The 23,135-nt window shown below is 70.0% G+C and carries 22 protein-coding genes and 4 tRNA genes; 18 read left to right on the plus strand and 8 right to left on the minus strand.

Annotated elements, in window-relative coordinates; all coding sequences use genetic code 11:
* Window positions 1-185: 185 nt before the first annotated feature.
* The 7 genes from cimA (at window position 186) to J4030_RS12665 (ending at window position 7,586) form a co-directional block, all read left to right on the plus strand.
* Window positions 186-1,793 carry a citramalate synthase gene (gene cimA / locus J4030_RS12635; protein ID WP_208049575.1) on the plus strand — a complete coding sequence of 536 codons (1,608 nt, stop codon included), beginning with the start codon at window positions 186-188 and terminating at the stop codon, window positions 1,791-1,793.
* Between the two features lie 138 nt (window positions 1,794-1,931).
* Window positions 1,932-2,714, plus strand: a complete 783-nt coding sequence (locus tag J4030_RS12640; RefSeq protein ID WP_208049576.1) for a fumarylacetoacetate hydrolase family protein — start codon at window positions 1,932-1,934, stop codon at window positions 2,712-2,714.
* Window positions 2,715-2,770: 56 nt separating this feature from the next.
* Window positions 2,771-3,673, plus strand: coding sequence for a glutamate racemase (gene murI / locus J4030_RS12645; protein WP_208049577.1), 903 nt, complete (start codon window positions 2,771-2,773; stop codon window positions 3,671-3,673).
* Window positions 3,670-4,458 (plus strand): MBL fold metallo-hydrolase, encoded by a 789-nt coding sequence (locus J4030_RS12650; protein WP_208049578.1) that lies wholly within the window; start codon window positions 3,670-3,672, stop codon window positions 4,456-4,458. The genes murI and J4030_RS12650 overlap by 4 nt, the downstream gene beginning before the upstream one ends.
* 139 nt (window positions 4,459-4,597) lie before the next feature.
* A complete protein-coding gene (gene rph, locus J4030_RS12655; RefSeq protein ID WP_208049579.1) occupies window positions 4,598-5,401 on the plus strand; it encodes a ribonuclease PH in 804 nt (267 codons plus the stop codon).
* Window positions 5,398-6,000, plus strand: coding sequence for an RdgB/HAM1 family non-canonical purine NTP pyrophosphatase (gene rdgB / locus J4030_RS12660; protein WP_208049580.1), 603 nt, complete (start codon window positions 5,398-5,400; stop codon window positions 5,998-6,000). The genes rph and rdgB overlap by 4 nt, the downstream gene beginning before the upstream one ends.
* Complete coding sequence (locus J4030_RS12665; RefSeq protein ID WP_307864681.1) at window positions 5,997-7,586, plus strand: molybdopterin-dependent oxidoreductase; 1,590 nt, start codon at window positions 5,997-5,999, stop codon at window positions 7,584-7,586. The genes rdgB and J4030_RS12665 overlap by 4 nt, the downstream gene beginning before the upstream one ends.
* A 103-nt stretch (window positions 7,587-7,689) precedes the next feature.
* On the opposite strand, the gene J4030_RS18550 is transcribed toward J4030_RS12665, so the two are convergent.
* Window positions 7,690-8,568 carry a GNAT family N-acetyltransferase gene (locus J4030_RS18550; RefSeq protein WP_208049581.1) on the minus strand — a complete coding sequence of 293 codons (879 nt, stop codon included), beginning with the start codon at window positions 8,566-8,568 and terminating at the stop codon, window positions 7,690-7,692.
* A 90-nt stretch (window positions 8,569-8,658) separates the two neighbouring features.
* On the opposite strand from J4030_RS18550, the gene J4030_RS12675 reads away from it, so the two are divergent.
* Both J4030_RS12675 and J4030_RS12680 read left to right on the plus strand, forming a co-directional pair.
* Window positions 8,659-9,063, plus strand: coding sequence for a VOC family protein (locus tag J4030_RS12675; RefSeq protein ID WP_208049582.1), 405 nt, complete (start codon window positions 8,659-8,661; stop codon window positions 9,061-9,063).
* Window positions 9,064-9,067: 4 nt separating this feature from the next.
* Window positions 9,068-9,940 (plus strand): alpha/beta fold hydrolase, encoded by an 873-nt coding sequence (locus tag J4030_RS12680; RefSeq protein WP_208049583.1) that lies wholly within the window; start codon window positions 9,068-9,070, stop codon window positions 9,938-9,940.
* A gap of 125 nt (window positions 9,941-10,065) precedes the next feature.
* Here J4030_RS12680 and J4030_RS12685 read toward each other — a convergent pair.
* A tRNA-Leu gene (locus J4030_RS12685) sits at window positions 10,066-10,147 on the minus strand.
* Window positions 10,148-10,175: 28 nt separating this feature from the next.
* Window positions 10,176-10,643, minus strand: a complete 468-nt coding sequence (bcp, locus tag J4030_RS12690; protein WP_208049584.1) for a thioredoxin-dependent thiol peroxidase — start codon at window positions 10,641-10,643, stop codon at window positions 10,176-10,178.
* A gap of 109 nt (window positions 10,644-10,752) precedes the next feature.
* On the opposite strand from bcp, the gene J4030_RS12695 reads away from it, so the two are divergent.
* The 3 genes from J4030_RS12695 (at window position 10,753) to J4030_RS12705 (ending at window position 12,869) form a co-directional block, all read left to right on the plus strand.
* Window positions 10,753-11,031 (plus strand): DUF3618 domain-containing protein, encoded by a 279-nt coding sequence (locus J4030_RS12695; RefSeq protein WP_208049585.1) that lies wholly within the window; start codon window positions 10,753-10,755, stop codon window positions 11,029-11,031.
* Window positions 11,032-11,084: 53 nt separating this feature from the next.
* The gene (locus J4030_RS12700; RefSeq protein ID WP_208049644.1) at window positions 11,085-11,381 is read left to right on the plus strand and encodes a co-chaperone GroES; all 297 of its coding nucleotides are present in this window, start codon (window positions 11,085-11,087) and stop codon (window positions 11,379-11,381) included.
* A gap of 111 nt (window positions 11,382-11,492) precedes the next feature.
* The gene (locus tag J4030_RS12705) at window positions 11,493-12,869 is read left to right on the plus strand and encodes an esterase-like activity of phytase family protein (protein ID WP_208049586.1); all 1,377 of its coding nucleotides are present in this window, start codon (window positions 11,493-11,495) and stop codon (window positions 12,867-12,869) included.
* Window positions 12,870-12,931: 62 nt separating this feature from the next.
* On the opposite strand, the gene J4030_RS12710 is transcribed toward J4030_RS12705, so the two are convergent.
* A tRNA-Lys gene (locus tag J4030_RS12710) sits at window positions 12,932-13,007 on the minus strand.
* 134 nt (window positions 13,008-13,141) lie between these two features.
* Here J4030_RS12710 and J4030_RS12715 point away from each other — a divergent pair.
* The gene (locus tag J4030_RS12715) at window positions 13,142-14,914 is read left to right on the plus strand and encodes a YihY/virulence factor BrkB family protein (RefSeq protein WP_208049587.1); all 1,773 of its coding nucleotides are present in this window, start codon (window positions 13,142-13,144) and stop codon (window positions 14,912-14,914) included.
* A 65-nt stretch (window positions 14,915-14,979) separates the two neighbouring features.
* Here the strand turns inward: J4030_RS12715 and J4030_RS12720 are convergent.
* A tRNA-His gene (locus J4030_RS12720) sits at window positions 14,980-15,055 on the minus strand.
* 99 nt (window positions 15,056-15,154) lie between these two features.
* Complete coding sequence (gene orn, locus J4030_RS12725; RefSeq protein ID WP_208049588.1) at window positions 15,155-15,769, minus strand: oligoribonuclease; 615 nt, start codon at window positions 15,767-15,769, stop codon at window positions 15,155-15,157.
* Window positions 15,770-15,834: 65 nt separating this feature from the next.
* Between orn and J4030_RS12730 the strand changes: the two genes are divergently transcribed.
* Complete coding sequence (locus J4030_RS12730; protein ID WP_208049589.1) at window positions 15,835-17,013, plus strand: PrsW family intramembrane metalloprotease; 1,179 nt, start codon at window positions 15,835-15,837, stop codon at window positions 17,011-17,013.
* Between the two features lie 49 nt (window positions 17,014-17,062).
* On the opposite strand, the gene J4030_RS12735 is transcribed toward J4030_RS12730, so the two are convergent.
* Both J4030_RS12735 and J4030_RS12740 read right to left on the minus strand, forming a co-directional pair.
* Window positions 17,063-17,227, minus strand: a complete 165-nt coding sequence (locus J4030_RS12735; RefSeq protein ID WP_208049590.1) for a hypothetical protein — start codon at window positions 17,225-17,227, stop codon at window positions 17,063-17,065.
* A gap of 54 nt (window positions 17,228-17,281) precedes the next feature.
* Window positions 17,282-17,358: transfer RNA gene (locus J4030_RS12740), tRNA-Arg, on the minus strand.
* A 79-nt stretch (window positions 17,359-17,437) separates the two neighbouring features.
* On the opposite strand from J4030_RS12740, the gene J4030_RS12745 reads away from it, so the two are divergent.
* From J4030_RS12745 to ettA, 4 genes are all read left to right on the plus strand, one after another.
* Window positions 17,438-19,150, plus strand: a complete 1,713-nt coding sequence (locus J4030_RS12745) for a dynamin family protein (protein WP_208049591.1) — start codon at window positions 17,438-17,440, stop codon at window positions 19,148-19,150.
* Window positions 19,147-20,790, plus strand: a complete 1,644-nt coding sequence (locus J4030_RS12750; RefSeq protein WP_208049592.1) for a GTPase — start codon at window positions 19,147-19,149, stop codon at window positions 20,788-20,790. Before J4030_RS12745 ends, J4030_RS12750 begins: the two co-directional genes overlap by 4 nt.
* Before the next feature lie 135 nt (window positions 20,791-20,925).
* A complete protein-coding gene (locus tag J4030_RS12755) occupies window positions 20,926-21,402 on the plus strand; it encodes a single-stranded DNA-binding protein (protein WP_208049593.1) in 477 nt (158 codons plus the stop codon).
* 48 nt (window positions 21,403-21,450) lie between these two features.
* Window positions 21,451-23,133, plus strand: coding sequence for an energy-dependent translational throttle protein EttA (ettA, locus tag J4030_RS12760; protein ID WP_208049594.1), 1,683 nt, complete (start codon window positions 21,451-21,453; stop codon window positions 23,131-23,133).
* The last annotated feature ends 2 nt before the right edge of the window (window positions 23,134-23,135 follow it).

Genomic DNA, 23,135 nt, shown 5'->3' on the forward strand with positions numbered 1-23,135 from the left:
CGTGATGACCTTCGGGTCCGCGGTCACCCCCGCGGCGACGATTACCGACTAGCGCGTCGGACGACCCGGCGCGCTACCTCCCGTTACCCCGGGAGGTTTTTTCGTCCCCGGGCATCACCCACGCGCCGGAGACGGCGCCGGATCGGGATTCACCAGCCCGCCCCGCCCCACCCGAAAGGCCCGCGATGAGCGGCTTCGACCTCTACGACACCACCCTGCGCGACGGCGCCCAGCAGGAGGGCCTGCACCTGACCGTCGACGACAAGCTGGTCATCGCGCACCTCCTCGACGAGCTGGGTGTGGGCTTCATCGAGGGCGGCTGGCCCGGTGCCAACCCGAAGGACACCGAGTTCTTCCGGCGGGCCCGCACCGAGTTGACCCTGCGGAGTGCGCAGTTGGCCGCCTTCGGGAGCACCCGGCGCGCCGGCGTACGCGCCTGCGACGACCCGCAGGTCGCGGCCCTGCTCGAGGCGCAGACGCCGGTGGTGACGCTCGTCGGCAAGTCGCACGTGCGCCACGTGACCGATGCCCTGCGCACCACTCCCGCAGAGAACCTCGCGATGGTCGCCGACACGGTGGCCCATCTGGTCGACCACGGCCGCACGGTCTACCTGGACGCGGAGCACTTCTTCGACGGCTACGAGGCCGATGCGGCGTACGCGATCGAGGTGGTGCGGGTGGCAGCCGAGGCCGGCGCGGCGGCGGTCGTGCTGTGCGACACCAACGGCGGGATGCTCCCGCACGACATCGAACGCATCGTCGCCGAGACGGCCCAGCGCACGGGTATGCGCCTGGGCATCCACTGTCACAACGACAGCGGCTGTGCCGTCGCCAACAGCATCGCTGCGGTGCGGACCGGCGCGACGCACGTGCAGGGCACCGTCAACGGGTACGGCGAACGCACCGGCAACGCCGACCTGATCGCCGTGACCGCCAACCTGCAGCTCAAGCTCGGCATGCGGTTGGTGAGCGAGGAGCAGCTCGCGACTGCCGTGCACGTGAGCCATGCCGTTAGCGAGATCACCAACCTCCCGCCGTTCGAGCGCGCGCCGTACGTCGGTGCTAGCGCGTTCGCGCACAAGGCCGGCCTGCACGCGAGCGCGCTGCGGGTCGACCCCGACCTCTACCAGCACATCGACCCGGCGTCGGTCGGCAACGAGATGCGCACGCTGGTCTCGGACATGGCGGGCCGTGCGAGCATCGAGCTGAAGGGCCGCGAACTCGGCTACGACCTCGCCGGGCAGCCCCGACTGCTCGCCGATGTGCTGCAGCGGGTGAAGGAGATGGAGGGCGCCGGGTGGAGCTTCGAGGCCGCCGACGCGTCGTTCGACCTGCTCCTGCACGAGGAGGTGCACGGGCGCCCCGCGGCGCTCTTCCGGCTCGAGTCGTGGCGGGTGCGCACCGACGCCGAGGGCAGCGGGAGTGCCCTGTCGGAGGCGACCCTGGAGTTGAGCGTCGACGGGCAGCCGCAGGTCGCGGTCGGCCACGGCAACGGCCCGGTCAACGCCCTGGACCACGCGCTGCGGCACGCCCTGACCCCGATCTACCCGCGCCTCGCGGATCTGGAGCTCATCGACTTCCGGGTGCGGATCCTCGATGCCGACCACGGCACCGACGCGACCACCCGGGTGCTCATCGATACGACCGACGGCGACCGCACCTGGACCACGGTGGGGGTGGGCCCGAACATCGTGCACGCCAGCTGGATCGCCCTGGTCGACTCCTTCACCTTCGGGTTGTTGCGCTGCCCGGCGCGCGGCGGGCAGGTTCCCGTTCCCGCTGCGTCCATGTGAGGTCCGCGAGTGGGTTGTCGGCCGTGCGGTCACTTTCCTGCGTTGGGGGGACGGCGCGCGGGTGGGCGATCGGCCGTGCGGTCACTTCCTGCGGCCGGCTGGTTCGCCGGTGTCGGCCGACGTGATTAAGGTCGAGGCGTGCGTATTGCGAGGTACACGACAGGCGAGGATCCGACGTACGGGCTGGTCGACGGTGCGGGGGAGAAGATCGCCCAGATCACCGGCGACCCCCTCTACTCCAAGATCGAGCTCACCGGCGTCACCACCACGGTCGACGAGGTGCGCCTGCTCGCGCCGGTGATCCCGCGCTCGAAGGTGATCGGCATCGGCAAGAACTACGCCGAACACGCCCGCGAGATGGGTGGCGAGGCGCCGAAGGAACCGCTGATGTTCCTGATCCCGAACACCGCCGTCATCGGCCCGGGCGACCCGGTGGTCATGCCCCGACAGAGCGAGCGGGTCGATTACGAGGGCGAGCTCGCGGTCGTCATCGGCAGGATGTGCCGCGACGTGTCGGTCGAGGAGGCGCAGTCGGTCATCTTCGGATACACCTGCGCCAACGACGTGACGGCGCGGGACCTGCAAAAGAGCGATGGCCAGTGGGCCAGGGCCAAGGGTTTCGACACGTTCTGCCCGCTCGGTCCCTGGATCGAGACCGATCTGGACGTCAGCGACCTGCGGCTGCGCACCCGCCGCGGCGACGAGGTGGTGCAGGACGGCACGACCGCCGACATGATCCACGACATCCCGACGCTGATCTCCTACGCGTCGCAGGCGTTCACCCTGCTGCCCGGCGACGTGATCCTCACCGGCACGCCGGAGGGCGTGGGGCCGGTCGAGTCCGGACAGAGCGTCGAGGTCGAGATCGAGGACATCGGGGTGCTGCGCAACCCGTTCGTCCGCTATGCCGCCGACTCGTGATCAACATCTCCAGCCGGCTGTCGGTCGGCGGCCGGGGCCGACCGTAGGCTTCCATCGTGTCTGATGCCCCGATCGGGATCTTCGACAGCGGGTACGGCGGCCTCACCGTCGCCCGTGCCGTCCTGGATCAGCTGCCCCACGAGTCGGTTGCCTACCTGGGTGACACGCTGCGCGCGCCGTACGGCCCGCGGCCGATCGCCGAGACCCGCGCCTTCGCCCTGCAGTGCCTGGACCGGTTGGTCAACCACGGCGTCAAGGTGCTGGTCATCGCGTGCAACACCGCCAGCGCAGCAGTGCTGCACGACGCCCGGGAGCGTTACGACGTGCCGGTCGTCGAGGTGATCCGCCCCGCAGTACGCCGTGCCGTGCGCGCCACCCGCAACGGCCGGATCGGCATCATCTCCACGCGGGGCACCCACCAGTCCGGCGCCTATCTCGACGCCTTCGCCGCCGCGCCCCAGCTGCAGGTGACCAGCGAGCCGTGTCCGCGCTTCGTGGACCTGGTGGAGGCCGGCGTCACCGGAGGGCCGGAGATGCTGTCGTACGCGCGGGAGTACCTCGAGCCGCTGCGCGAGCGTGACATCGACACGCTGGTCCTCGGCTGCACCCACTACCCCCTGCTCACCGCGGTCATCTCGTACGTGATGGGCGACGGCGTCACGCTGGTGTCGTCGGCCGAGGAGACCGCCAAGGACGTCTACCGCGTGCTCGCCGACCGACGCGACTTGCGACCGGATCACCTTGCGGCCCCTGAGCATTCGTTCACCACCACCGGCGACCCGGACCGGTTCCGGGCACTGTCGAAGCGCTTCCTCGGGATGGGCCCGGAGTTCGACCACGTCTTCGTCAACGACTTCGCCCAGCGCTCCATCGTGCGACCCTCGAGCGACCCGGACGACGATCCGGACGCCGACCAGGTCGAGCGTCCGCACCACCTGACGGCGGGGTCGCCCCGATGAGACTCACCGTGGTCGGATGCTCCGGCTCGTTCCCCGGGCCGGACTCCCCGGCGTCCTGTTACCTGGTGCAGGCCGAGCACGAGGGTCGCACCTGGAGCGTGCTGCTCGACCTGGGCAACGGCGCGCTCGGGCCCCTGCAGCACCACGTGCGGCTGGATCAGATCGACGCGATCGTCATCAGCCACCTGCACCCCGACCACTGCCTGGATCTGTGCGGGCTCTTCGTGGTGCAGAAGTACGACCCGACGGTCGGCGGCACGCCCCACCCCCCGGTGCCGGTCCACGGCCCGCAGGACATCGGCGCGCGCATCTCCCGGGCCAACGGCGTCACCCTGGAGGAGACCCAGGACGTGCACGGCCTCGACCCGGAATTCGACTTCCGCACCATGACCTCCGGCGTCACCTTCACCGTGGGGCCGTTCACGATCACCCCGCACCTCGTCAACCACCCGGTCGAGGCGTACGGCGTCCGGATCGAGGCCGATGGCCGGACGCTCGCGTACACCGGTGACACCGACGTATGCGGCGCGCTCACCGACCTGCTCGGCGGCGCGGACCTCGCCCTGGTCGACTCGGCGTTCGTCGAGGGGCGTGACACGGTCGAGGGCATCCACCTGACCGGTGCGCGGGCCGCGCAGGCAGCGCTCGACGCCGGCGGCGTCGAGCGGCTCATGCTGACCCACATCCCGCCGTGGAACGACCCGGAGACCTGCCGCAAGGAGGCGGCCGCCGTCTGGCCCGGCGAGGTCGAGCTGGCCCGTCCCGGCGCGTCGTACGAGGTCTGACCGACCGCGCTCCTTCTTTCTTCGCCGAGCGGAGGGGTCCGTGCTCGAGCGGAGGGGTCATGACCCCTCCGCTCGACGCCGAAGCCCTCTGCTCGATGGCAGGGGTGGGAGTGTCAGGTGAGCCTCCTATCGTGGAGGCATGACGGACACCACCACCTCGCACCCGGCCGCACCGACCTCCGCCACCTCCACGGGCGCCGGTCGTCACGACGGGCGGACCGCCGACCAGCTGCGCGAGGTGCGCTTCACCCGCGGCTGGCTGGACCACGCCGAGGGGAGCGTGCTGGTGGAGTTCGGTAAGACCCGGGTGCTGGTGGCCGCATCCTTCACCGAGGGTGTGCCGCGTTGGATGAAGGGCCGGGGGACCGGCTGGATCACCGCCGAGTACGAGATGCTGCCGCGCGCCACGAACACCCGCTCCGACCGCGAGTCGCGTAAGGGCAAGGTGGGGGGCCGCACCCACGAGATCTCCCGGCTCATCGGCCGCAGCCTGCGCGCCGTGATCGACACGAAGGCGTTGGGGGAGAACACGATCGTGCTGGACTGCGACGTGCTCCAGGCCGACGGCGGCACCCGCACGGCGTCCATCACGGGCGCGTATGTCGCCCTCGCGGACGCCATCGAGGACGCGCGTGCGAAGGGTCTGATCACCAAGGGCGCGCAGCCGCTCACCGGGTCGATCGCGGCGATCAGCGTGGGCATCGTCGACGGGCAGCCGGTGCTCGACCTGGACTACCCGGAGGACTCGACCGCCCAGACCGACATGAACGTCGTGATGACCGGTGCCGGCGGGTTCGTCGAGGTGCAGGGCACCGCCGAGGGCGCGCCGTTCGACCGGTCCGAGCTGGACAGCCTGCTGGCCCTGGCGGCCGGCGGCATCGAGGAGATCACCCGCAAGCAGCAGGAGGCGCTCGCCGTACCGCTGGAGGCGCACCGCCGATGACGACCGTGGTGCTCGCGACGCGCAACACCGGCAAGCTGCGCGAATTCCGGGCGCTGATCGACGGGTGGTCCGGGCTGCAGGGCATCCGCATCGTCGATGTCTCCGAATTTCCTGATGTGCAGGACGTGGTGGAGTCGGGAGTGACGTTCGAGGAGAACGCCACCTTGAAGGCGCGCGCCGTGGCGGAGGCCACCGGGCTGCCGGCCATCGCCGATGACTCGGGCCTGTCGGTCGACGTCCTCGGCGGCTGCCCCGGAGTCTTCAGTGCTCGCTGGGCCGGCACACACGGCGCGGACCAGGCGAACATCGACCTGCTGCTGGCCCAGACGATGGACGTGACGGCCACGATGGCCGCCCACTTCGTCTGCTGCATGGTGCTCGCACTGCCCGGCGGAGCCGAACGCGTCCGCCGCGGCGAGCTGCACGGCACCATCACTCGCAACCAGCGCGGCACCGATGGTTTCGGCTACGACCCCATCTTCGAGCTCCCGGACGGTCGCACGCTCGCCCAGCTGCCCGCGCAGGAGAAGAACGAGATCTCGCATCGGGCGATCGCGATGCGGGCCATTCGCGAGGACCTGGGAGGCACCCTCACGTGAGCGCCACGCGCCAGGCCGAAGAAGAGACCGTCACACCATCCGCGGCCCGTTCATGGGTCGCGGTCCTTGGCGGCATCGCTGCCGGTGCCGTCACCATCGGCGTCGCGGAGCTTCTGGCCGGCCTGATGGAACGCTTCGGCTGGAGCGGCGGGATCCCCTCCCCGGTCATCGCCGTGGGCGAGGCCTTCATCGACCGCACCCCGCCGTGGCTGAAGGATTTCGCGGTCAACAAGTTCGGCACCAACGACAAGGCGGTGCTGCTGGCGGGCATCGGGCTCGTGCTCTTCCTGCTCTCGTGTGTCATCGGACTGCTCCTGCGCCGTCTGCCGGTGGTGGCGCTGGTGGGCTTCGTCGTGCTGCTCGCCGTCGCGATGGCAGCGGTGCTGACGCGGCCGGGCGCGCGTCCTGCCGACCTCGTCCCGACGCTCGTCGGCGGACTGGCGGGGCTGTGGGTGCTGCATCGATGGCGTGGGCTGTTGAGCGTGGGTGCCGGCCGGCGTGAGATGACCACCGAGCGTCGGCAGGTGCTCACCTGGACCGTGCTGAGCGTGATCGGTGGAGGCCTCGCTCTCGCCGCAGGGCGTGCCGTCAGCGGCAGCGCCCGGGCGATCCAGGCCGCGCGCGAGACATTCGTGGCGCCGCGGGTGCAACGCCCGGTGCAGGTGCCGCCGGTCGCCCCGGTCGGCGACGTACCCGGCATCACCCCGTACATCGTGCCCAATGGGCAGTTCTACCGGATCGACACGGCATTGCAGGTGCCGCAGGTCGAAGCGTCCGGGTGGAGTCTGAAGGTCACCGGGATGGTCGACCACGAGGTCGAGATCGACTGGAAGACCTTGCTCTCCAAGCCGATGCAGCAGGCCATGATCACCTTGATGTGCGTCTCGAACGAGGTGGGCGGCAGTCTCAACGGCAACGCGATCTGGACCGGGTGGCCGGTGCGCGAGCTGCTGAAACTGGCCGGGCCGAAGCCGGGCGCGGACATGGTCCTGTCCACCAGTGTCGACGGGTTCACCGCCGGTACGCCGATCGGTGCGCTCACCGATGGACGCAACGCGCTGCTCGCGGTCGCGATGAACGGCAAGGCGCTGCCGGTGGATCACGGCTACCCCGTGCGGATGGTGGTGCCGGGTCTCTACGGGTACGTGAGCGCGACCAAGTGGATCACCCATCTGAAGGTCACGACGTACGCGAAGGACCAGGGCTACTGGACCCCGCGCGGCTGGTCGGCGATGGGACCGGTGAAGATCTCCTCGCGCATCGACGTGCCGCACGACGGCCGTTCGGTCGCGCCCGGCACGGACGGCACCGTGCCCATCGCGGGGGTCGCATGGGATCAGCACACCGGCGTCAGCGGTGTCCAGGTACGCATCGACAACGGTCCGTGGCAGAGTGCCCAGCTCGGCGAGCAGGCCACCGTCGATGCCTGGCGGCAGTGGGTGCTGCACTGGCCCGCGACCAAGGGACGGCACACCGCGACGGTGCGCGCCGTCGATGCCAAGGGGCACGTGCAGATCTCGGCGGAGGCCGCGCCTGCGCCGAACGGCTCGACCGGTCTGCACTCGGTCACCTTCACCGTCGCCTGACGCTGGGGTCACCGCCCGAGTGGCATACATATCTTTCGAGTGGCGTACATCTACGTGCGCCACTCGAAACATATGTATGCCACTCGGCGGGAGGGGCGTCCGGTCAGCTGCGGTGCACGTGCACGTAGTGGTCGACGGGAGGGACCTGTTCGTAGAACGGGTGCAGCAGGGCACGCCACTGCTCGTAGTCGGCCGACCCGCGGAACCCGACGGTGTGATCCTCGATCCGCGCCCATTCCACCGACAGCACGTAGTGCGAGGGGTGTTCGACCGACCGGACCAACCGCACCGAGCGGCACCCGGTCTGTCGCCGGATGGTCGGCGCGGCCTGCGCGAACGCCGCCTCGTACGCCGCCTCCTGCCCCTCCCGGACGTGCAGCTCCACCTGCTCGAGCACCGGCGCCGCCGGGCGCGGGTCGCCGGGATGGATCGCCATCAGGTGCTCGGCCTGCCAGACGCCGTCGTACCGCAGCGCGCGCTGCCGGGTGCCCTCGATCGCGAACCCGACCCGCTCGTACGCCCGGATCGCGCGGGGGTTGAAGGTGAAGACCGTGAGGGTGATCCGCGCCAACCCGACCGCGAAGGCATGCTCGATCAGCAGGGCGGTCGCCTCCGTGCCGAGCCCGCGACCCTGGCCCTCAGGGGCGAGCAGGATCCGGAAGTTGCAACTGCCCGCGCCCGGGTCCCACTCGTTGAGCACGACCTCTCCGACGCATCGTCCGGTCACCACGTCGACCACGGCGAGATCCATCCGGTCCGGCTGCTCGGCGCGCGACAGATACCAGTCGCGCAGCTCGGCGTCGGACTCCGTGCGACCTGCCTGGGCCTGCGCCGTGGAGGTCACGCTTCCGGTCAGTCGCCGCACGTCGGGGTCGCCGATCGCGGCGGCCATCGCGGGAAGGTCGCCCTCCTCGAACGGTCGCAGGACGACGCGTTCACTGGTGAGGACGGGTTTACGGGCGAGCGGTGGGTCCGTGGCCATCGGGCGAGACTAGGCGACCGATCGTCGTACGGCGCGGGGTCCGGCGCGATGCGCTTGCGCCGACGCGACCCGAACGCGAGGGTTACCGGCATGGCGATGCGCTGGTGGTCCGTGGTGGTCGATTGTCACGACCTGGCAGCTCAGGCACGGTGGTGGGCGCAGACCCTGGACTGGGAGCTGGTGTACGAGGCAGCTGACGAGGCGGTCATCGTCCCGCCGCACGCGATGACGACGGAGCCCGCATCGGTGCAGGAGTGGCTGCAGGTGGGGCCCGGGCTGGTCTTCGTGCAGGTCCCGGAGGGCAAGGCGGTCAAGAACCGACTGCACCTCGACCTGGCGCCGCACACCACGCAGGACCGCGACTCCGAGATCCGGGCGCTGCTGGACCGGGGCGCCACCAGGGTCGATGTCGGGCAGGACGACACTGTGGTCACCTGGGCCGTGCTGGCCGACCCCGAGGGCAACGAGTTCTGCGTGCTCTCTTCGAGAGAGTGACGCGATGACACTGCTGGACCTGCCGGACGGCCGACGGCTCGACGTACGCGTCGACGGACCCGACGACGCACCTGTGCTGCTCTTCCATCACGGCACACCGGGGTCGGTGCCGCCGTTCCGCTTCCTGGTCCGCGCAGCGAGCGCTGTCGGGCTGCGCACGGTCACGTACGCCCGTGCGGGGTACGGCGATTCGACGCGCAACCCCGGCCGCGACGTGGCCGCCGTGGTGCCCGACGCGGTCGCGATCCTCGATCACCTCGGGGTGGCGCAGTGCGTGACCGCCGGCTGGTCCGGCGGGGGGCCGCACGCACTGGCCTGCGGGGCGCTCGCGCCGGACCGGTTCAGCGGGGTGCTCGTGATGGCCGGTGTGGCTCCGTACGACGCGGCGGGCCTGGACTTCCTGGCAGGGATGGGCGAGGACAACGTCGAGGAGTTCGGTGCGACGCGGGCGGGCGAGACCCGGTGGCGCGAGCTGATGCAGCCGGAGGTGCGCGCGCTCGCGGACGCGACACCGCAGAACATCATCGAGAGCATGGCGTCGCTGCTGCCGCAGGTCGACCGGACCGTACTGAGCGCGGAGTTCGGCGACGACCTGGCCGCCGGATTCCGCGACGGTCTGCGGGCCAGCGGGGACGGTTGGCTCGACGACGACCTGGCGTTCGTGCGCTCGTGGGGCTTCGACCTGGCCGAGGTGCACGTGCCGACGTCCCTCTGGCAGGGCAGCGAGGACCTCATGGTGCCGTTCGCGCACGGTGAGTGGCTGGCGCGGCACCTGCCCGGCGTCCGCGCACACCTGCTGCACGGCGAGGGCCACCTGTCGGTGGTCATCGGCAGCATCGCGGCGATGCTCGAGGAGCTCGTGGCGTCGCCTGCCTGACGTGCGCGTCATACCGGCGCGGTCGAGCGAGTGACGGTGACGGCGTTCGCCACGATTGACGGCGTTCGAACACCGTCAATGACCGCGAACACCGTCAGCGTGGGTCGCACGGCGACGCCAGGACGTGCGCGAGGCGGGACTCGAACCCGCACACCCGAAGGCACCAGGACCTAAACCTGGCGCGTCTGCCAGTTCCGCCACTCGCGCGCCGGATCATCGTAAGGCGCGCCGGACGTCAGGCGAGCTGCAGTGCCTTGCGCAGCGACGCGACGTGCCCGGTGGCCCGCACGTTGTACTTGGCGAGGGCGATGCTGCCGTCCGGGTCGACCACGAACGTCGAGCGGATGACGCCGACGACGGTCTTGCCGTAGAGCTTCTTCTCGCCCCAGGCGCCGTACGCCTCGAGCACCTTCTTGTCGGGGTCGCCGAGCAGCGGATACGTCAGCGACTCCTTCTCGGCGAACTTGACCAGCTTGTCCTGGCCGTCCGGGGAGATTCCGAGCACGTCGTACCCCGCAGCGCGCAACGGCTCCAGGGAGTCGCGGAAGTCGCAGGCCTCCGTGGTGCACCCGGGCGTCATCGCCGCCGGGTAGAAGAAGATCACCAGGTGCCGGCCGGCGTAGTCGGAGAGGGAGACCTGCTCCCCGGTGTGCGAGGTGAGGGTGAACGCCGGTGCGGTGTCGCCGGTCTCGAGTCGTGTCACGTTGTACTCCCGAATCGTTGGGTTGCAGGTGCGTTATCGTCTCAGCAGAGTCCGAACGCCGGTCAATCCAGTTCAGTGCGACCCACCAAGCCCCACTCGAGGAGAACCCATGGCCGACAAGTCCAAGCCCGCAGCGCCGACCGCCAAGGACATCGAGGCCGACCTCGCCGCCAGCCGGGAGCGGCTGGCCAGCACCATCGACGAGCTCGCCTTCCGTGCGCAGCCCAAGGAGATCGCCCGCCGTGGCGCCGAGGGCGCCAAGTTGAAGGTCAACGACCTGACCCGCACCCCGACCGGTGAGTTGGAGACCGACAAGATCGGGTACGCCGTCGGCGGCGTCGGAGCCGTGACCCTGCTGCTCGGTCTGCTGCGCCGGGCTCGCTCCTGACCTTGCCGAACGGCGCCCAGCCGGCGCCACAACCGGGTCGGCTGCCGATCCGGATGCTGCACGACCGGCTGCTGGTCTCGACCGAGGGTGAGGCGGGAGAACGGCGTTCGGGCGGCGGAATCGTCATCCCCGCGACCGCCAGCGTCGGTCGCCGCCTGGTGTGGGGACAGGTGATGGCCACCGGCCAGCACGTACGACAGGCGCAGGTGGGGGACCGGGTGCTCTTCGACCCCGAGGAGCGCGCCGAGGTCGAGCTGTCGGGGAGGGACTACATCCTCCTGCGCGAGCGCGATCTGCATGCCATCGCCCAGGACGAGACCGACGAGGGCGGCACCGGGCTCTACCTCTGATCTGTCGTTCATCCCGATCACCTCCGGTCGTCACCTCCCGGACAGCTTCGGGGGATGGGGTGCGGAGAGTTTTCGGCGTCCGGCCGAGCACCCGCCCCAGGAGGACCCTCGATGACCCCTCGTAGGAACAGGGCCGCCGCCGTGCTGTCGCTCGGCGCACTCGCCGTCACGGCAGCAGTCCCGGCATTCGCGCACGCGGCACCGGCCAGACCCACCGACCCGCGCTCCGCAGTGCAGCTGTTCACCGAGCAGGTCCCCTCCCTCGGCACCGTGGGCGGCGTCCGCATCGACGGTGCCGGGTACGGGTCGTCGTTCACCGCGAAGCCCGGCTCGTCGACCGTCTTCTACGGCCTCACCGATCGCGGCCCCAATGCCGACGGACCGAACGGCACCAAGGTCGAGCCCCTGCCGGACTTCACCCCCGCCATCGGCGAATTCCGCCTGGCGGGCGGAAAGGCCAAGCTGCTCAGGTCGATCCCGCTGCGGGCCGCGGACGGTACGCCGTACAACGGTCGGGTCAGCCTCGCCGGCAGCACCGGGGAGACGATCACCGATCCGGCCGGCACAGTGCTCGCGCCGAGCCCGTACGGCTACGACCCCGAGGGACTCGCCGCGATGCGGGACGGCAGTTTCTGGGTCTCGGACGAGTACGGCCCGTTCGTCACGCACTTCACCAGGGACGGTCGTCAGATCGAGCGCCTCAGCCCGTTCGACGGGTCGCTCCCGGTCGAGTTGCGCGAGCGTGAGCCCAACAAGGGAATGGAGGGGCTCACGGTCACTCCGGACGGGCGGACCCTCGTCGGGATCATGCAGGCCGGGCTGAACGCACCCGACGGCCCCAAGTCCAAGAACGTCACGCCGGTGCGCATCGTCACGATCGATCTGCGGACCCGGCGGACGGCCGAGTACCTCTACCTGCTGCACAACACGGCGGGTCCCACGACCGCGGTCAGCGAGATCAGCGCGATCGACGACCACACCTTCCTGGTCGACGAACGCGACGGGAAGATGGAGCCGGGCGCGAACAAGAAGCTCTACAAGGTCGATCTGCGCGGCGCCACCGACGTCGGCAAGTTCGCCCGGGTGCCGGGCGCGCGGTACGACGACTCGGCCGGCGGCCTGCTGGTGGGCGGCAGGACCATCGAGGGGCTGGTGGGCAAGGCCGACACCGCGGACTCCACGTCTCTCCTCGCGGCCTCGCACATCCGCCCGGTCACCGCGAGCCTCTTCCTGGACGTCGCTGGCCTCGTGACCGCGATCGACCCGAAGGGCGGCTATTTCGGCCACGACAAGGTCGAGGGTGTGGCCGTGCTCAACCACGGCCGCCAGGTGGTCATCTCCAACGACAGCGACTTCGGCATCGACGGACTGGCCAACGACACCCCGCCGTTCCAGTTGCACGCCAAGCTGCTGCCCGACGGCACCCAGGACACCGGTCAGCTGCTGCGCGTCGACCTGAGCAAGGTGCCGGCGGCATACGTGGGGTGAGACGAACCGTAGGAACGACTGATGCCCGGCAGCGTGCTGCCGGGCATCAGTCGTGGTGCTGGTGGTGCGCCATCAGGGACTCGAACCCCAAACCCGCTGATTAAGAGTCAGCTGCTCTGCCAATTGAGCTAATGGCGCGAGGACCGCAAGGCCTCGCAGACTGTATCAGGGGCGTTCTGCGGTCGCGAAATCGATTCGGGTGAGACGCATCCGGGGGCTGTACGGGTAGGTTTCGAGCACCGCTGCATGTCCCGACTCGAAGGACCGACACGATGACCGTCATACCGGACCTGCCCGTCGAACGGCCTCAGTACGAAGTGCCGCTGACGCCGGAGAAGCCGTCCTGGGCTGTGGCGTTCAAGCGCGCTCGCGCGCGGTTCTCCCAGGACGACTGCACCGACAAGGCCGCCGCGCTGACCTACTACGCGATGCAGTCGCTCTTCCCGGGGCTCATCGCTCTGTTGTCCCTGATCAACGTCTTCGGCAACGGCAGGTCTACGACCGCGAATCTGGTCAAGATCGCCGCGGACATCTCCGGGAAGTCGACCAGCGACCTGAAGTTCGTCACCACGTTCATCGACAACGTGCACACCGCCGGCGGCGGCATCATCGCACTGGTCGTCGGCATCGGCGGAGCCATCTGGTCGGCGTCGGGGTACGTCGGCGCGTTCGGGCGTGCGCTCAATCAGATCTACGACATCGGCGAGGGGCGCCCGTTCATCCGGCTGCGCCCGGTGCAGTTGCTGGTCACGGTCATCGACATCGTCCTGATCATGATCCTGATCTTCGCCCTGACCACGACCGGCAAGGTGGCGACCTCGATCGCCTCGGTGGTCGGCATACCGAGCCAGGTGGTGCTGATCTGGGACATCGCCAAATGGCCGTTCGTGGTCCTCATCGTCGTCTTCCTGATCTCGCTGCTCTACTGGGCCACCCCGAACGTGCGCAAGACCAAGCGGATGCTGCTCAGCTGGGGCGCGCTGGTCGCCTTCGTGGTCTGGGTGATCGGCTCGGTCGTCCTGTTGACGTACTTCACGTTGACCAACGGGTCCAGCTACACCAAGACCTACGGCATCTTCGCGAGCGCCATCATGTTCCTGCTGTGGTTGTGGATCACCAACCTGGCGATGCTGTTCGGAGCCGAGCTGGACGCCGAACTGATCCGCACCCGGCAGCTGCGGTCGGGAATGCCGGCCGAGGAACTGATCCTGCTGCCGGCCCGCGACGAGAGTGGGCTGGAGAAGAAGTCGGACAAGCAGCTGGCCCTCGTCGAGCGGGCCTACGGGTTGCGGGCCGAGGCCGAGCGGGAGACGGAGAGCCCCGACACGCAGGCCCTCGAACGGTTCGTGCAGGACCAAGCAGAGTCCAGGGAGGGCAAGAATCCCTACGGCCCCGATGTCCGCACGATGCGCGTGACGCAGGACGAGAGCGTGACCGACACCCCGCGGCAGGTCGGTAACGTCCGGCTCGACCGCGACGAAGACTCCTCGACGACAGGAAAGCAGGCAGTGATGACCCCCACCTCTGGTGACCCCGCGGAGCAGCGGGAGCAGATCGAGAAGGCTCGCAGCGAGCGGTCGGCCGTAGCCGTCGCGAACGCCCGCCGCGAACGGGTCGTGCGCGACCGGCTCGCTGCCGTCGAGGCGAAGGCCGCGCAGAAGCGCGCCGCGCAGGACAAGAAGCGCAAGGAGCAGCTGGCGGCCTCGCAGGAGGCCTTGCCACAGAGCAAGCGGTGGGAGGCCGTGGAGGCCGTCCGCGCCCAGTTCGCCCCGCGTACCTCGCGGGCGCGTGATGAGATCGAGGTCGAGCGCAGCGCCCGTCGTGCGGAGTTCGAAGCCAGCGCGCGGGAGGCCGCAGAGCGTCGGGCCGCTGCGGCGCGCGACGCGGCCGCTCCGCTGCCCGCCGACGGTTCGCACGTCGCCGAGGAGCACGAGCTGCCGGTGCGGCCGGAGGACATCGACGCCCGTGAGAGCGCGTCTCGCGCGATCGTCGACGCCGAACGCAGCCACCGGCGTGAGGAGTGGTACGCCACCCACCACCGCTGACGGCGTACGCCCGGAGAACGTCGAACCGCCCGTCACGACGCGTACGTCGTGACGGGCGGTTCGTGTGGGGTGAGTGACGGGACTTGAACCCGCGACCACCGCGACCACAACGCGGTGCTCTACCAGCTGAGCTACACCCACCATGGCGCTGCCGGGAGCCCGGGGCGGACCCGGGCGAAGGCAGCGCGGACGATCATACCTGCCGCACGCAGGTGCCCCGGACCACCCCGGGGACGGCTCTCAGTGCGCTTCGAGCGGCTCCGCGAGCGCGCGGGCAGCCTTGGTGTCCGGGCCCGGCGGCGCCACGAAGACCGCCTGGCGCCAGTAGCGCAGCTCGTCGATCGACTCCCGGATGTCGGCCAGCGCGCGGTGTCCACCGTGCTTGGCGGGAGCCGCGTAGTAGGCCTTGGGGAACCACCGGCGCGACAACTCCTTGATGGAGGACACGTCGATGATCCGGTAGTGCAGGTGGGCCTCGAGCGTCGGCATGTCCCGGGCGAGGAATCCCCGGTCGGTGCTGACCGTGTTGCCGCCGAGCGGCCAGCGGCGCTCCTCCGGCGCGTACTCGGTGATGTAGGCCATGACCTGCTCCTGCGCGTCCTGCAGGGACATGCCCCCGGCGAGTTCCTCCAACAGGCCGCTGGAGGTGTGCATCTCGCGCACGAAGTCGTTCATCTGCTCCACGGCCGCCGTCGGTGGCTTGACGACGACGTCCACCCCGTCGCCGAGCTGATTGAGGTCGAAGTCGGTCACCAGCGCGGCGACCTCGATGAGGGCGTCGTGCTCCAGGGACAGTCCGGTCATCTCACAGTCGATCCACACGATGCGGTCGGTGCGTGCTTTGTCGTCGCTCACACGGGCCACCCTAGGGGCCGGGTCCGTCAGGCGAATCACACCGTGCGCGTCTTATCTTTGACGGTGTGAGCACTGGAGTACCCCGCAGTACGCCGGCCGCGGGGGATGAGCGGCCGTCGCGCCGTCCCGCCCTGCTGCTGCACCGGCCGATCCTGCGGCACTGGCTGGCGGTCGCGCTGCTGGCGGTGTTCTTCGGCGGCTGCGGATACTCGGTCCTGGAGATCGTCCAAGCGCAGTCCGGGGTGACGGCCACGGTGCTCGGCGTGATGCTGTCTCTCGTCGTCCTCGGCATCATCGTCCCGGTGCTGCTCTGGCTCGACAGGTTCGAGCGGGAGCCGCCCCAGCTGCTGGTGATGGTCTTCGCGTGGGGCGCGTGCGTGGCCCCTCTCGGTGCGCTCACGCTCAACCAGTTCGGCGGCACCCTCGTCGGCGTCAAACCCGGTGACGGACTGCTCGACATCACGGTCGCGCCGGTCGTCGAGGAGAGCCTGAAGGGCCTGGCACCGCTGCTGATCCTGCTGCTGTGGCGCCGGGAGATCGACGGTGTCGTCGACGGGATGGTGTACGCCGGGATGACCGCTGCCGGGTTCGCGGCGGTCGAGGACGTCTTCTACCTGGCGCAGGGCTACTCCACCGCGGGTCGGCACGGTCTGTTCGCGACCTTCCTGGTGCGTGTCGTGATGAGCCCGTTCGCCCACCCGCTCTTCTCGGTATGCGTGGGCATCGGGATCGGTCTGTCGGCGACGTCCGGTCGCTGGCTGGTGCGCATCGGCGCGCCGATCCTCGGGTGGTGCTGCGCCGTGGCCCTGCACGCTGCCTGGAACGCCGGTGCCGTCCTCGCGATCCACGGAACCGTGTGGACCTATCTCCTGCTGCAAGTGCCGCTCTTCGCGGCGTTCGTCGCGCTCGTGGTGTCGGCGCGGCGACGGGAGGCGCAGCTGATCGACCGGCACCTGCGCCACTACATCGAGACCGGCGACCTCACCCTGCCCGAGGTGACGATGCTCGCCTCGATCCCCGAACGCCGTTACGCCCGCGCCTGGGCCGGTGCCCACTACGGACGGCTCGGCGAGCACCAGATGCGCCAGCTGCAGGATGCCGGTAGCGAGCTCGCGCTCCTGCAGGCCCGCATCGCGCACGGCCAGCGCGGGGCGCGGTTGCGGGTGGACGAACGCGAGCTGCTCACCGTGATCGCGGGATGCCGCGAGCCCTATTTGGACACCGCGCTCTACCGCCGCGGCTGAGCGCACGTCCGCGCTGCGGTCACTTTCCTGCGCCGGGCAGCGGCGGCATTCAGCCCGAGCGGCGGCGGATGAGCCGGCCGACACCCACCGACACGAACGGCAGCAGCAGGAAGGCCACGAAGCCGAACCAGTCTCCCTTGCGGGCGAACGGGATGAGCAGCACGACGTACAGCACGAAGAGGAGGGCCATCAGCACCATGGCCTTGCGGGTCATACGCGCTCCACGTCCAGGTCCCTGTCGTCGGGTGGGCAATGCCTGCGGTGCTGCTGGTGCCCCCGGCGTGACTCGAACACGCGACCTAGGGATTAGAAGGCCCTTGCTCTATCCAGCTGAGCTACGGGGGCGAGCGCCGACAAGTGTAGGGCGCAGGTCGGTGCGGCCCGGCAAGTTGAGTATGCCGACCCGACAGGCGATGCTGGGCCGGTGACACGGGCGCTCGAGGGGACAGTGCTGCTCCCCGCGCTGCAGTCACTGCGGACCCACGTGGAGCAGACCGCACTGCCGCTGGACGTCGAGGGCGTCGCGGCCACCCGGCGTACCCGCTCGGAACTGCTCGCCCAGCTGGACGACTACCTGATCCCCCGCGCCAAGTCCCTCGACGCGCCGTTGCTCGCCGTCGTCGGCGGGTCGACGGGTGCCGGCAAGTCGACGCTGGTCAACTCCATTGTCGGAGAACACGTTTCCAAGTCCGGTGTGCTGCGGCCCACGACGTTGGCCTCCACGCTGGTGCACAACCCGGCCGACGAAGGCTGGTTCGCCGGCGACCGGGTGCTGCCCGGTCTCGCGCGCCTGACCGGCGAGCACACCGAGCTCACCGACCCGGGCACGCTGCACCTCGTGTCGTCGCCCGGTCTCCCGCAGGGGGTCGCGCTCCTCGACGCGCCCGACATCGACTCCGTGGTCTCCGCCAACCGCGACCTCGCGCGGCAGCTGATGTCGGCAGCCGACCTCTGGATCTTCGTGACCACAGCCGCCCGGTATGCCGACGCGGTCCCGTGGGAGCTGCTGCACCAGGCGACGGACCGGGGGACCTCCGTGGCCGTCGTCCTCAACCGGGTGCCGACGGACGCCATGGAGGACGTGCGCTCGCACTTCGCCGGCATGCTGGCCGAGCAGGGTCTCGGGCAGTCACCCGTCTTCGCGATCATCGAGACCGGACTCGAGGACGGGCGGCTGCCCGACGAGGAGGTCGCCCGGCTGCGCAGCTGGCTGAACTCGCTGGCCTCCGACGCTCAGGCCCGCAACATCGTCATCCGCCGCACCCTCGACGGGGCCCTGGACTCCTTGCAGCAGCGGGTTCGCGCGTTGCAGGACGGCATCGCGGCGCAGAGCGAGGGCGCGGCGAGGTTGCGCAAGGAAGTCGACGACGGGTTCGCCGCGGCGACGTCCGGGGTGGACGAGGGCATGAAGGACGGCTCACTGCTGCGCGGGGAGGTCCTTGCCCGCTGGCACGAGTTCGTCGGCACCGGCGAGGTGCTGCGCCAGCTGGAGCGCCACGTCGGGCGCGCCCGGGACCGGGTGACGGCGTACGTGCGCGGGCGTGGCAAGGCACAACCGGCCGACGAGCTGGGGGAGGCGCTGCAGTCCGGCGTCGTCGTGCTGGTCCGCTCCCACGGGCAGTCCGCGGTCGACGGGATCGCCCGCGGCTGGCGGCTGACCCCGGGTGGGGCGCCGCTGATCGGAGCGCACCCCGAGATCGCCCAGTTGTCACCGGATTTCACCCAGCGTGCCGAGGAACTGGTCCGCCGCTGGCAGGGCGAAGTGCTGCAGATGGTGCGCGACGAGGCCGCCGGCAAGCGCACGACGGCGCGGTTCCTGGCGTTCGGCGTCAATGGGCTGGCCGTGATGCTGATGCTGCTCGCGTTCTCGGCGACCTACGGCCTGAGCGGAGCCGAGATCGGCATCGCAGGAGGCTCGGCGGTCGTGGCGCAGCGCTTGCTCGAGGCGCTCTTCGGCGACCAGGCCGTCCGCACCCTGTCGACCCAGGCCCGCAAGCGGCTGCTGGATCTGAGCACCGAGCTGTACGAGCAGGAGAGGACGAGGTATCTGCGCGTGCTGGAGGACGGGGCGACCATCTCACCGGAGGACGGCGGGCTGCGTACGGCGATGGGTGAGCTGAAGGCGGCACGCCGATGACCCCGATCCTGGGGCGTCACAAGGCCGCCGCGCCCGTCCCCGCCGAACAGTTGGCCCAGTGCAGCGAGGACCTCACCGCGGCGCTCGACCATGGCGGGTCCCGGCTGCCCGCGCATGACGTGGCGCAGGCTCGGGCGTTGCTGGACAAGGCGCGGGCACGTACGGCGCTCACCGGTTCGCGTACGGTCGTCGCCCTCGCCGGGGCCACCGGTTCCGGCAAGTCGACGCTCTTCAACGCGCTGGTGGGAGAACCGATCTCGCGGATCGGCGCCCGCCGCCCGACGACGTCCTCGCCTGCCGCGGCGATCTGGGGGGACGAGCCCAGCGCCGACCTGCTCGACTGGCTGGGCGTGTCGACCCGGCACCAGGTGGCGGCGACCTCGCTTCGCTCCGCGGAACTGGACGGCATGGTGCTGCTGGACCTGCCGGACTTCGACTCCACCATCGCGCAGCACCGTGCCGAGGCCGATCGCGTGCTGGAGCTGGCCGACGTCTTCGTGTGGGTGACCGATCCGCAGAAGTACGCCGACGCCGTCATGCACGACGAGTACATCTCCCGGTCGGCCGGTCACGACGCGGTGACGCTCGTCGTTCTCAACCAGGTCGACCTGCTGCAGCGCGCACAGGTGGGCGAGTGCGTCGCCGACCTGCAGCGGCTCCTCGTGGCCGACGGGTTGGGAGACGTCCGGATCATCCCCACCTCCGCCGCCCGCGGACACGGTGTCGACGACGTCGTCTCCGCCGTCGCGCAGGTCGTGCAGCAGCACAACGCAGCCGAGCGGCGGCTTCTCGGCGACCTCACGGTCCGCGCCACCGGGCTGCGCACGCACGTCGGCGACAGTGAGCCGCCCGTCCAGGACGCCGGGCCCGAGCTGGATCGCGCCCTGGCGCAGGCGGCCGGCGTCCCCGTCGTCCTCGACGCCGTCGAGCGGGACTACCTCATGCGGTCCACCCAGCACGGCGGCTGGCCGTTCACCCGGTGGATCACGAAGCTGCGACCCGCGCCCCTGTCCCGGCTCGGCCTCGACAAGGTCGTGAGCGGTGGCCTCAGCCGGCACGAGAGCAGCACCGTGCTCGGCCGGTCCTCGCTGCCTCCGCCCACCCCGGCGTCGCGCGCCGCGGTGGACGTGGCGAGCCGCGAGCTCGCCGAGCGGGCCTGTGCGGGGCTGCCGCAACCCTGGGCCGACGCGGTGCAGGACGCGGCGGCTCCGAACGAGAAGCTGTACGACGAGTTGGACCGCGCCGTGATGGGCGTGCCGCTGCGGGGCCGCAACCCGGGATGGTGGTCCGTCGTCGCCGTGCTGCAGTGGCTCTTCGCGATCGTGGCCGTGCTCGGGCTGCTGTGGCTCGTGTCGCTCACCGTGCTGAGCTTCGGTCAGGTGCACCTGGACCCCCCGACGGTGGGGATCATCCCGATCCCGTTGCTCATGCTCGTGCTCGGGCTGCTCGCCGGGCTGGCGCTCGCCGTGCTGTCGAAGTGGATCGCGCGGCGGGGCGCCGCCCGCCGGAGCAGGGCGGTGGGCGCGCGGATGCGCCAGGAGATCAGCGGGGTCGCGGCGCGGCAGATCACCGACCCCGTTGCGGTGGTCCTCAGTGACCACCGCCAGACGCGGGTGCATCTGGAGGCGGCGGCGGGCTGAGCCTGTTTCCTCCACATCCCCGGCCGGTGGAGCGCGTCGTCCACACCCTCGGGTCTGCACCTGCCGGTGCCCCGGCGATGCGCGCATCGTTCATCTCAAACGGGCACCTCCCGGTGCCCTGCGAAGGGAGTGGGGATGAACGAAGTGGAGATCACGTTGACCGGGAACGTCTCGCTGGACCCGCAACGGCATCAGACCAGGTCCGGTGACAACTTCCTGTCCTTCCGGGTCGCGGTCAACGAACGCCGCTACGACCAGGCGTCCGGCGGCTACATCGACGGGACGGCGAGCTCCTACCGGGTCGTCGCCTGGAAGCAGCTGGGCCGACATCTGCACGGGTGCCTGCGCAAGGGCGATCCGGTGATCGTGCGCGGTGTGCTGCGCATCAACGAGTGGACCGCGACCAACGGGCAGGCACGCTCCACGCCGGAGGTCACGGCGTACCACGTGGGCCACGACCTCGCGTTCGGCGAGGGCAGTTTCCGGCGGGTGAGTCGCTCCGCGCCGACGGGAGTCAGTCCCGTGGGCCGGGAAGCGGAGGCATCGGAGGCGGTTCCGCCTGCGGCCGGGACCGACGACGACGGCTCGGGAGGTTCGCAGTCCGCCGCTTGACCACCGGCCGATTCGGTCGCAGTGCGCGCCGCGACTAGCCTTCCGGGCATGGCTGAGTTCATCTACACAATGACCAAGGCGCGCAAGGCGGTCGGCGACAAGGTCATCCTCGACGACGTCTCGATGTCGTTCTACCCGGGCGCCAAGATCGGCGTCGTCGGCCCCAACGGCGCCGGCAAGTCCACGATCCTGAAGATCATGGCGGGGCTCGACCAGCCCTCCAACGGCGAGGCCCGCCTCTCGCCCGGGTTCAGCGTCGGCATCCTGCTGCAGGAGCCGCCGCTGAACGAGGAGAAGGATGTACGCGGCAACGTCGAGGAGGGCATGGGTCAGATCAAGGACGATCTGGACCGGTTCAACGAGATCTCCGAGCTGATGTCCGCGCCGGACGCCGACTTCGACGCGTTGATGGCCGAGATGGGCACGCTGCAGGAGAAGATCGACGCCGCGAACGCCTGGGACCTGGACTCCCAGCTGGAGCAGGCGATGGATGCGCTGCAATGCCCGCCCGGTGATGCGGACGTTACCGTCCTGTCCGGCGGTGAACGGCGCCGCGTCGCGTTGTGCAAGCTGCTGCTCAGCAAGCCCGACCTGCTGTTGCTCGACGAGCCCACCAACCACCTCGACGCCGAGTCGGTGAACTGGCTCGAGCAGCACCTGGCGGCCTACCCGGGCACCGTCCTGGCGGTGACCCACGACCGGTACTTCCTGGACAACGTGGCCCAGTGGATCGCCGAGGTAGACCGCGGCCGCCTCTACCCCTACGAGGGCAACTACTCGACGTACCTGGAGAAGAAGCAGGAGCGCCTGCAGGTGCAGGGCAAGAAGGACGCCAAGCTCGCGCGGCGCCTGAAGTCCGAGCTGGAGTGGGTGCGCTCGAACGCCAAGGCGCGCCAGGTCAAGAACAAGGCCCGCTTGGCCCGCTACGAGGAGATGGCCGCCGAGGCGGACCGCACCCGCAAGCTGGACTTCGAGGAGATCCAGATCCCGCCGGGCCCGCGCCTGGGTGCGCAGGTCATCGAGGTCAAGGACCTCAAGAAGGGCTTCGGCGAGCGGGTGCTCATCGACGGGCTCTCCTTCACGCTGCCGCGCAACGGCATCGTGGGCGTGATCGGCCCCAACGGCGTCGGCAAGACCACCCTCTTCAAGACCATCGTCGGTCTGGAGGAGCCGGACAGCGGTTCGGTCAAGATCGGCGAGACCGTCGACATCTCCTACGTCGACCAGAGCCGTGGCGGCCTGGACGCGGAGAAGTCGCTCTGGGAGGTCGTGTCCGACGGACTGGACTACATGAAGGTCGGCAAGGTCGAGATTCCCTCTCGCGCCTACGTGTCGCAGTTCGGCTTCAAGGGCCCGGATCAGCAGAAGAAGGCCGGCGTCCTCTCCGGTGGGGAGCGCAACCGGCTCAACCTGGCACTCACCCTCAAGGAGGGCGGCAACCTGCTGCTGCTCGACGAGCCCACCAACGACCTGGACGTCGAGACGCTCGGGTCGCTGGAGAACGCGCTGCTGGAGTTCCCGGGCTGCGCCGTGGTCATCAGCCACGACCGGTGGTTCCTGGACCGGGTCGCGACGCACATCCTGGCCTACGAGGGCACCGAGGAGAACCCGGCGAACTGGTACTGGTTCGAGGGCAACTTCGACGCGTACGAGGAGAACAAGGTCGAGCGGCTCGGCGCCGAGGCAGCGCGCCCGCACCGGGTCACCCACCGTCGGCTCACCCGCGACTGAGC

Source organism: Allobranchiibius sp. CTAmp26, assembly GCF_017565405.1.
Classification (GTDB): domain Bacteria; phylum Actinomycetota; class Actinomycetes; order Actinomycetales; family Dermatophilaceae; genus Allobranchiibius.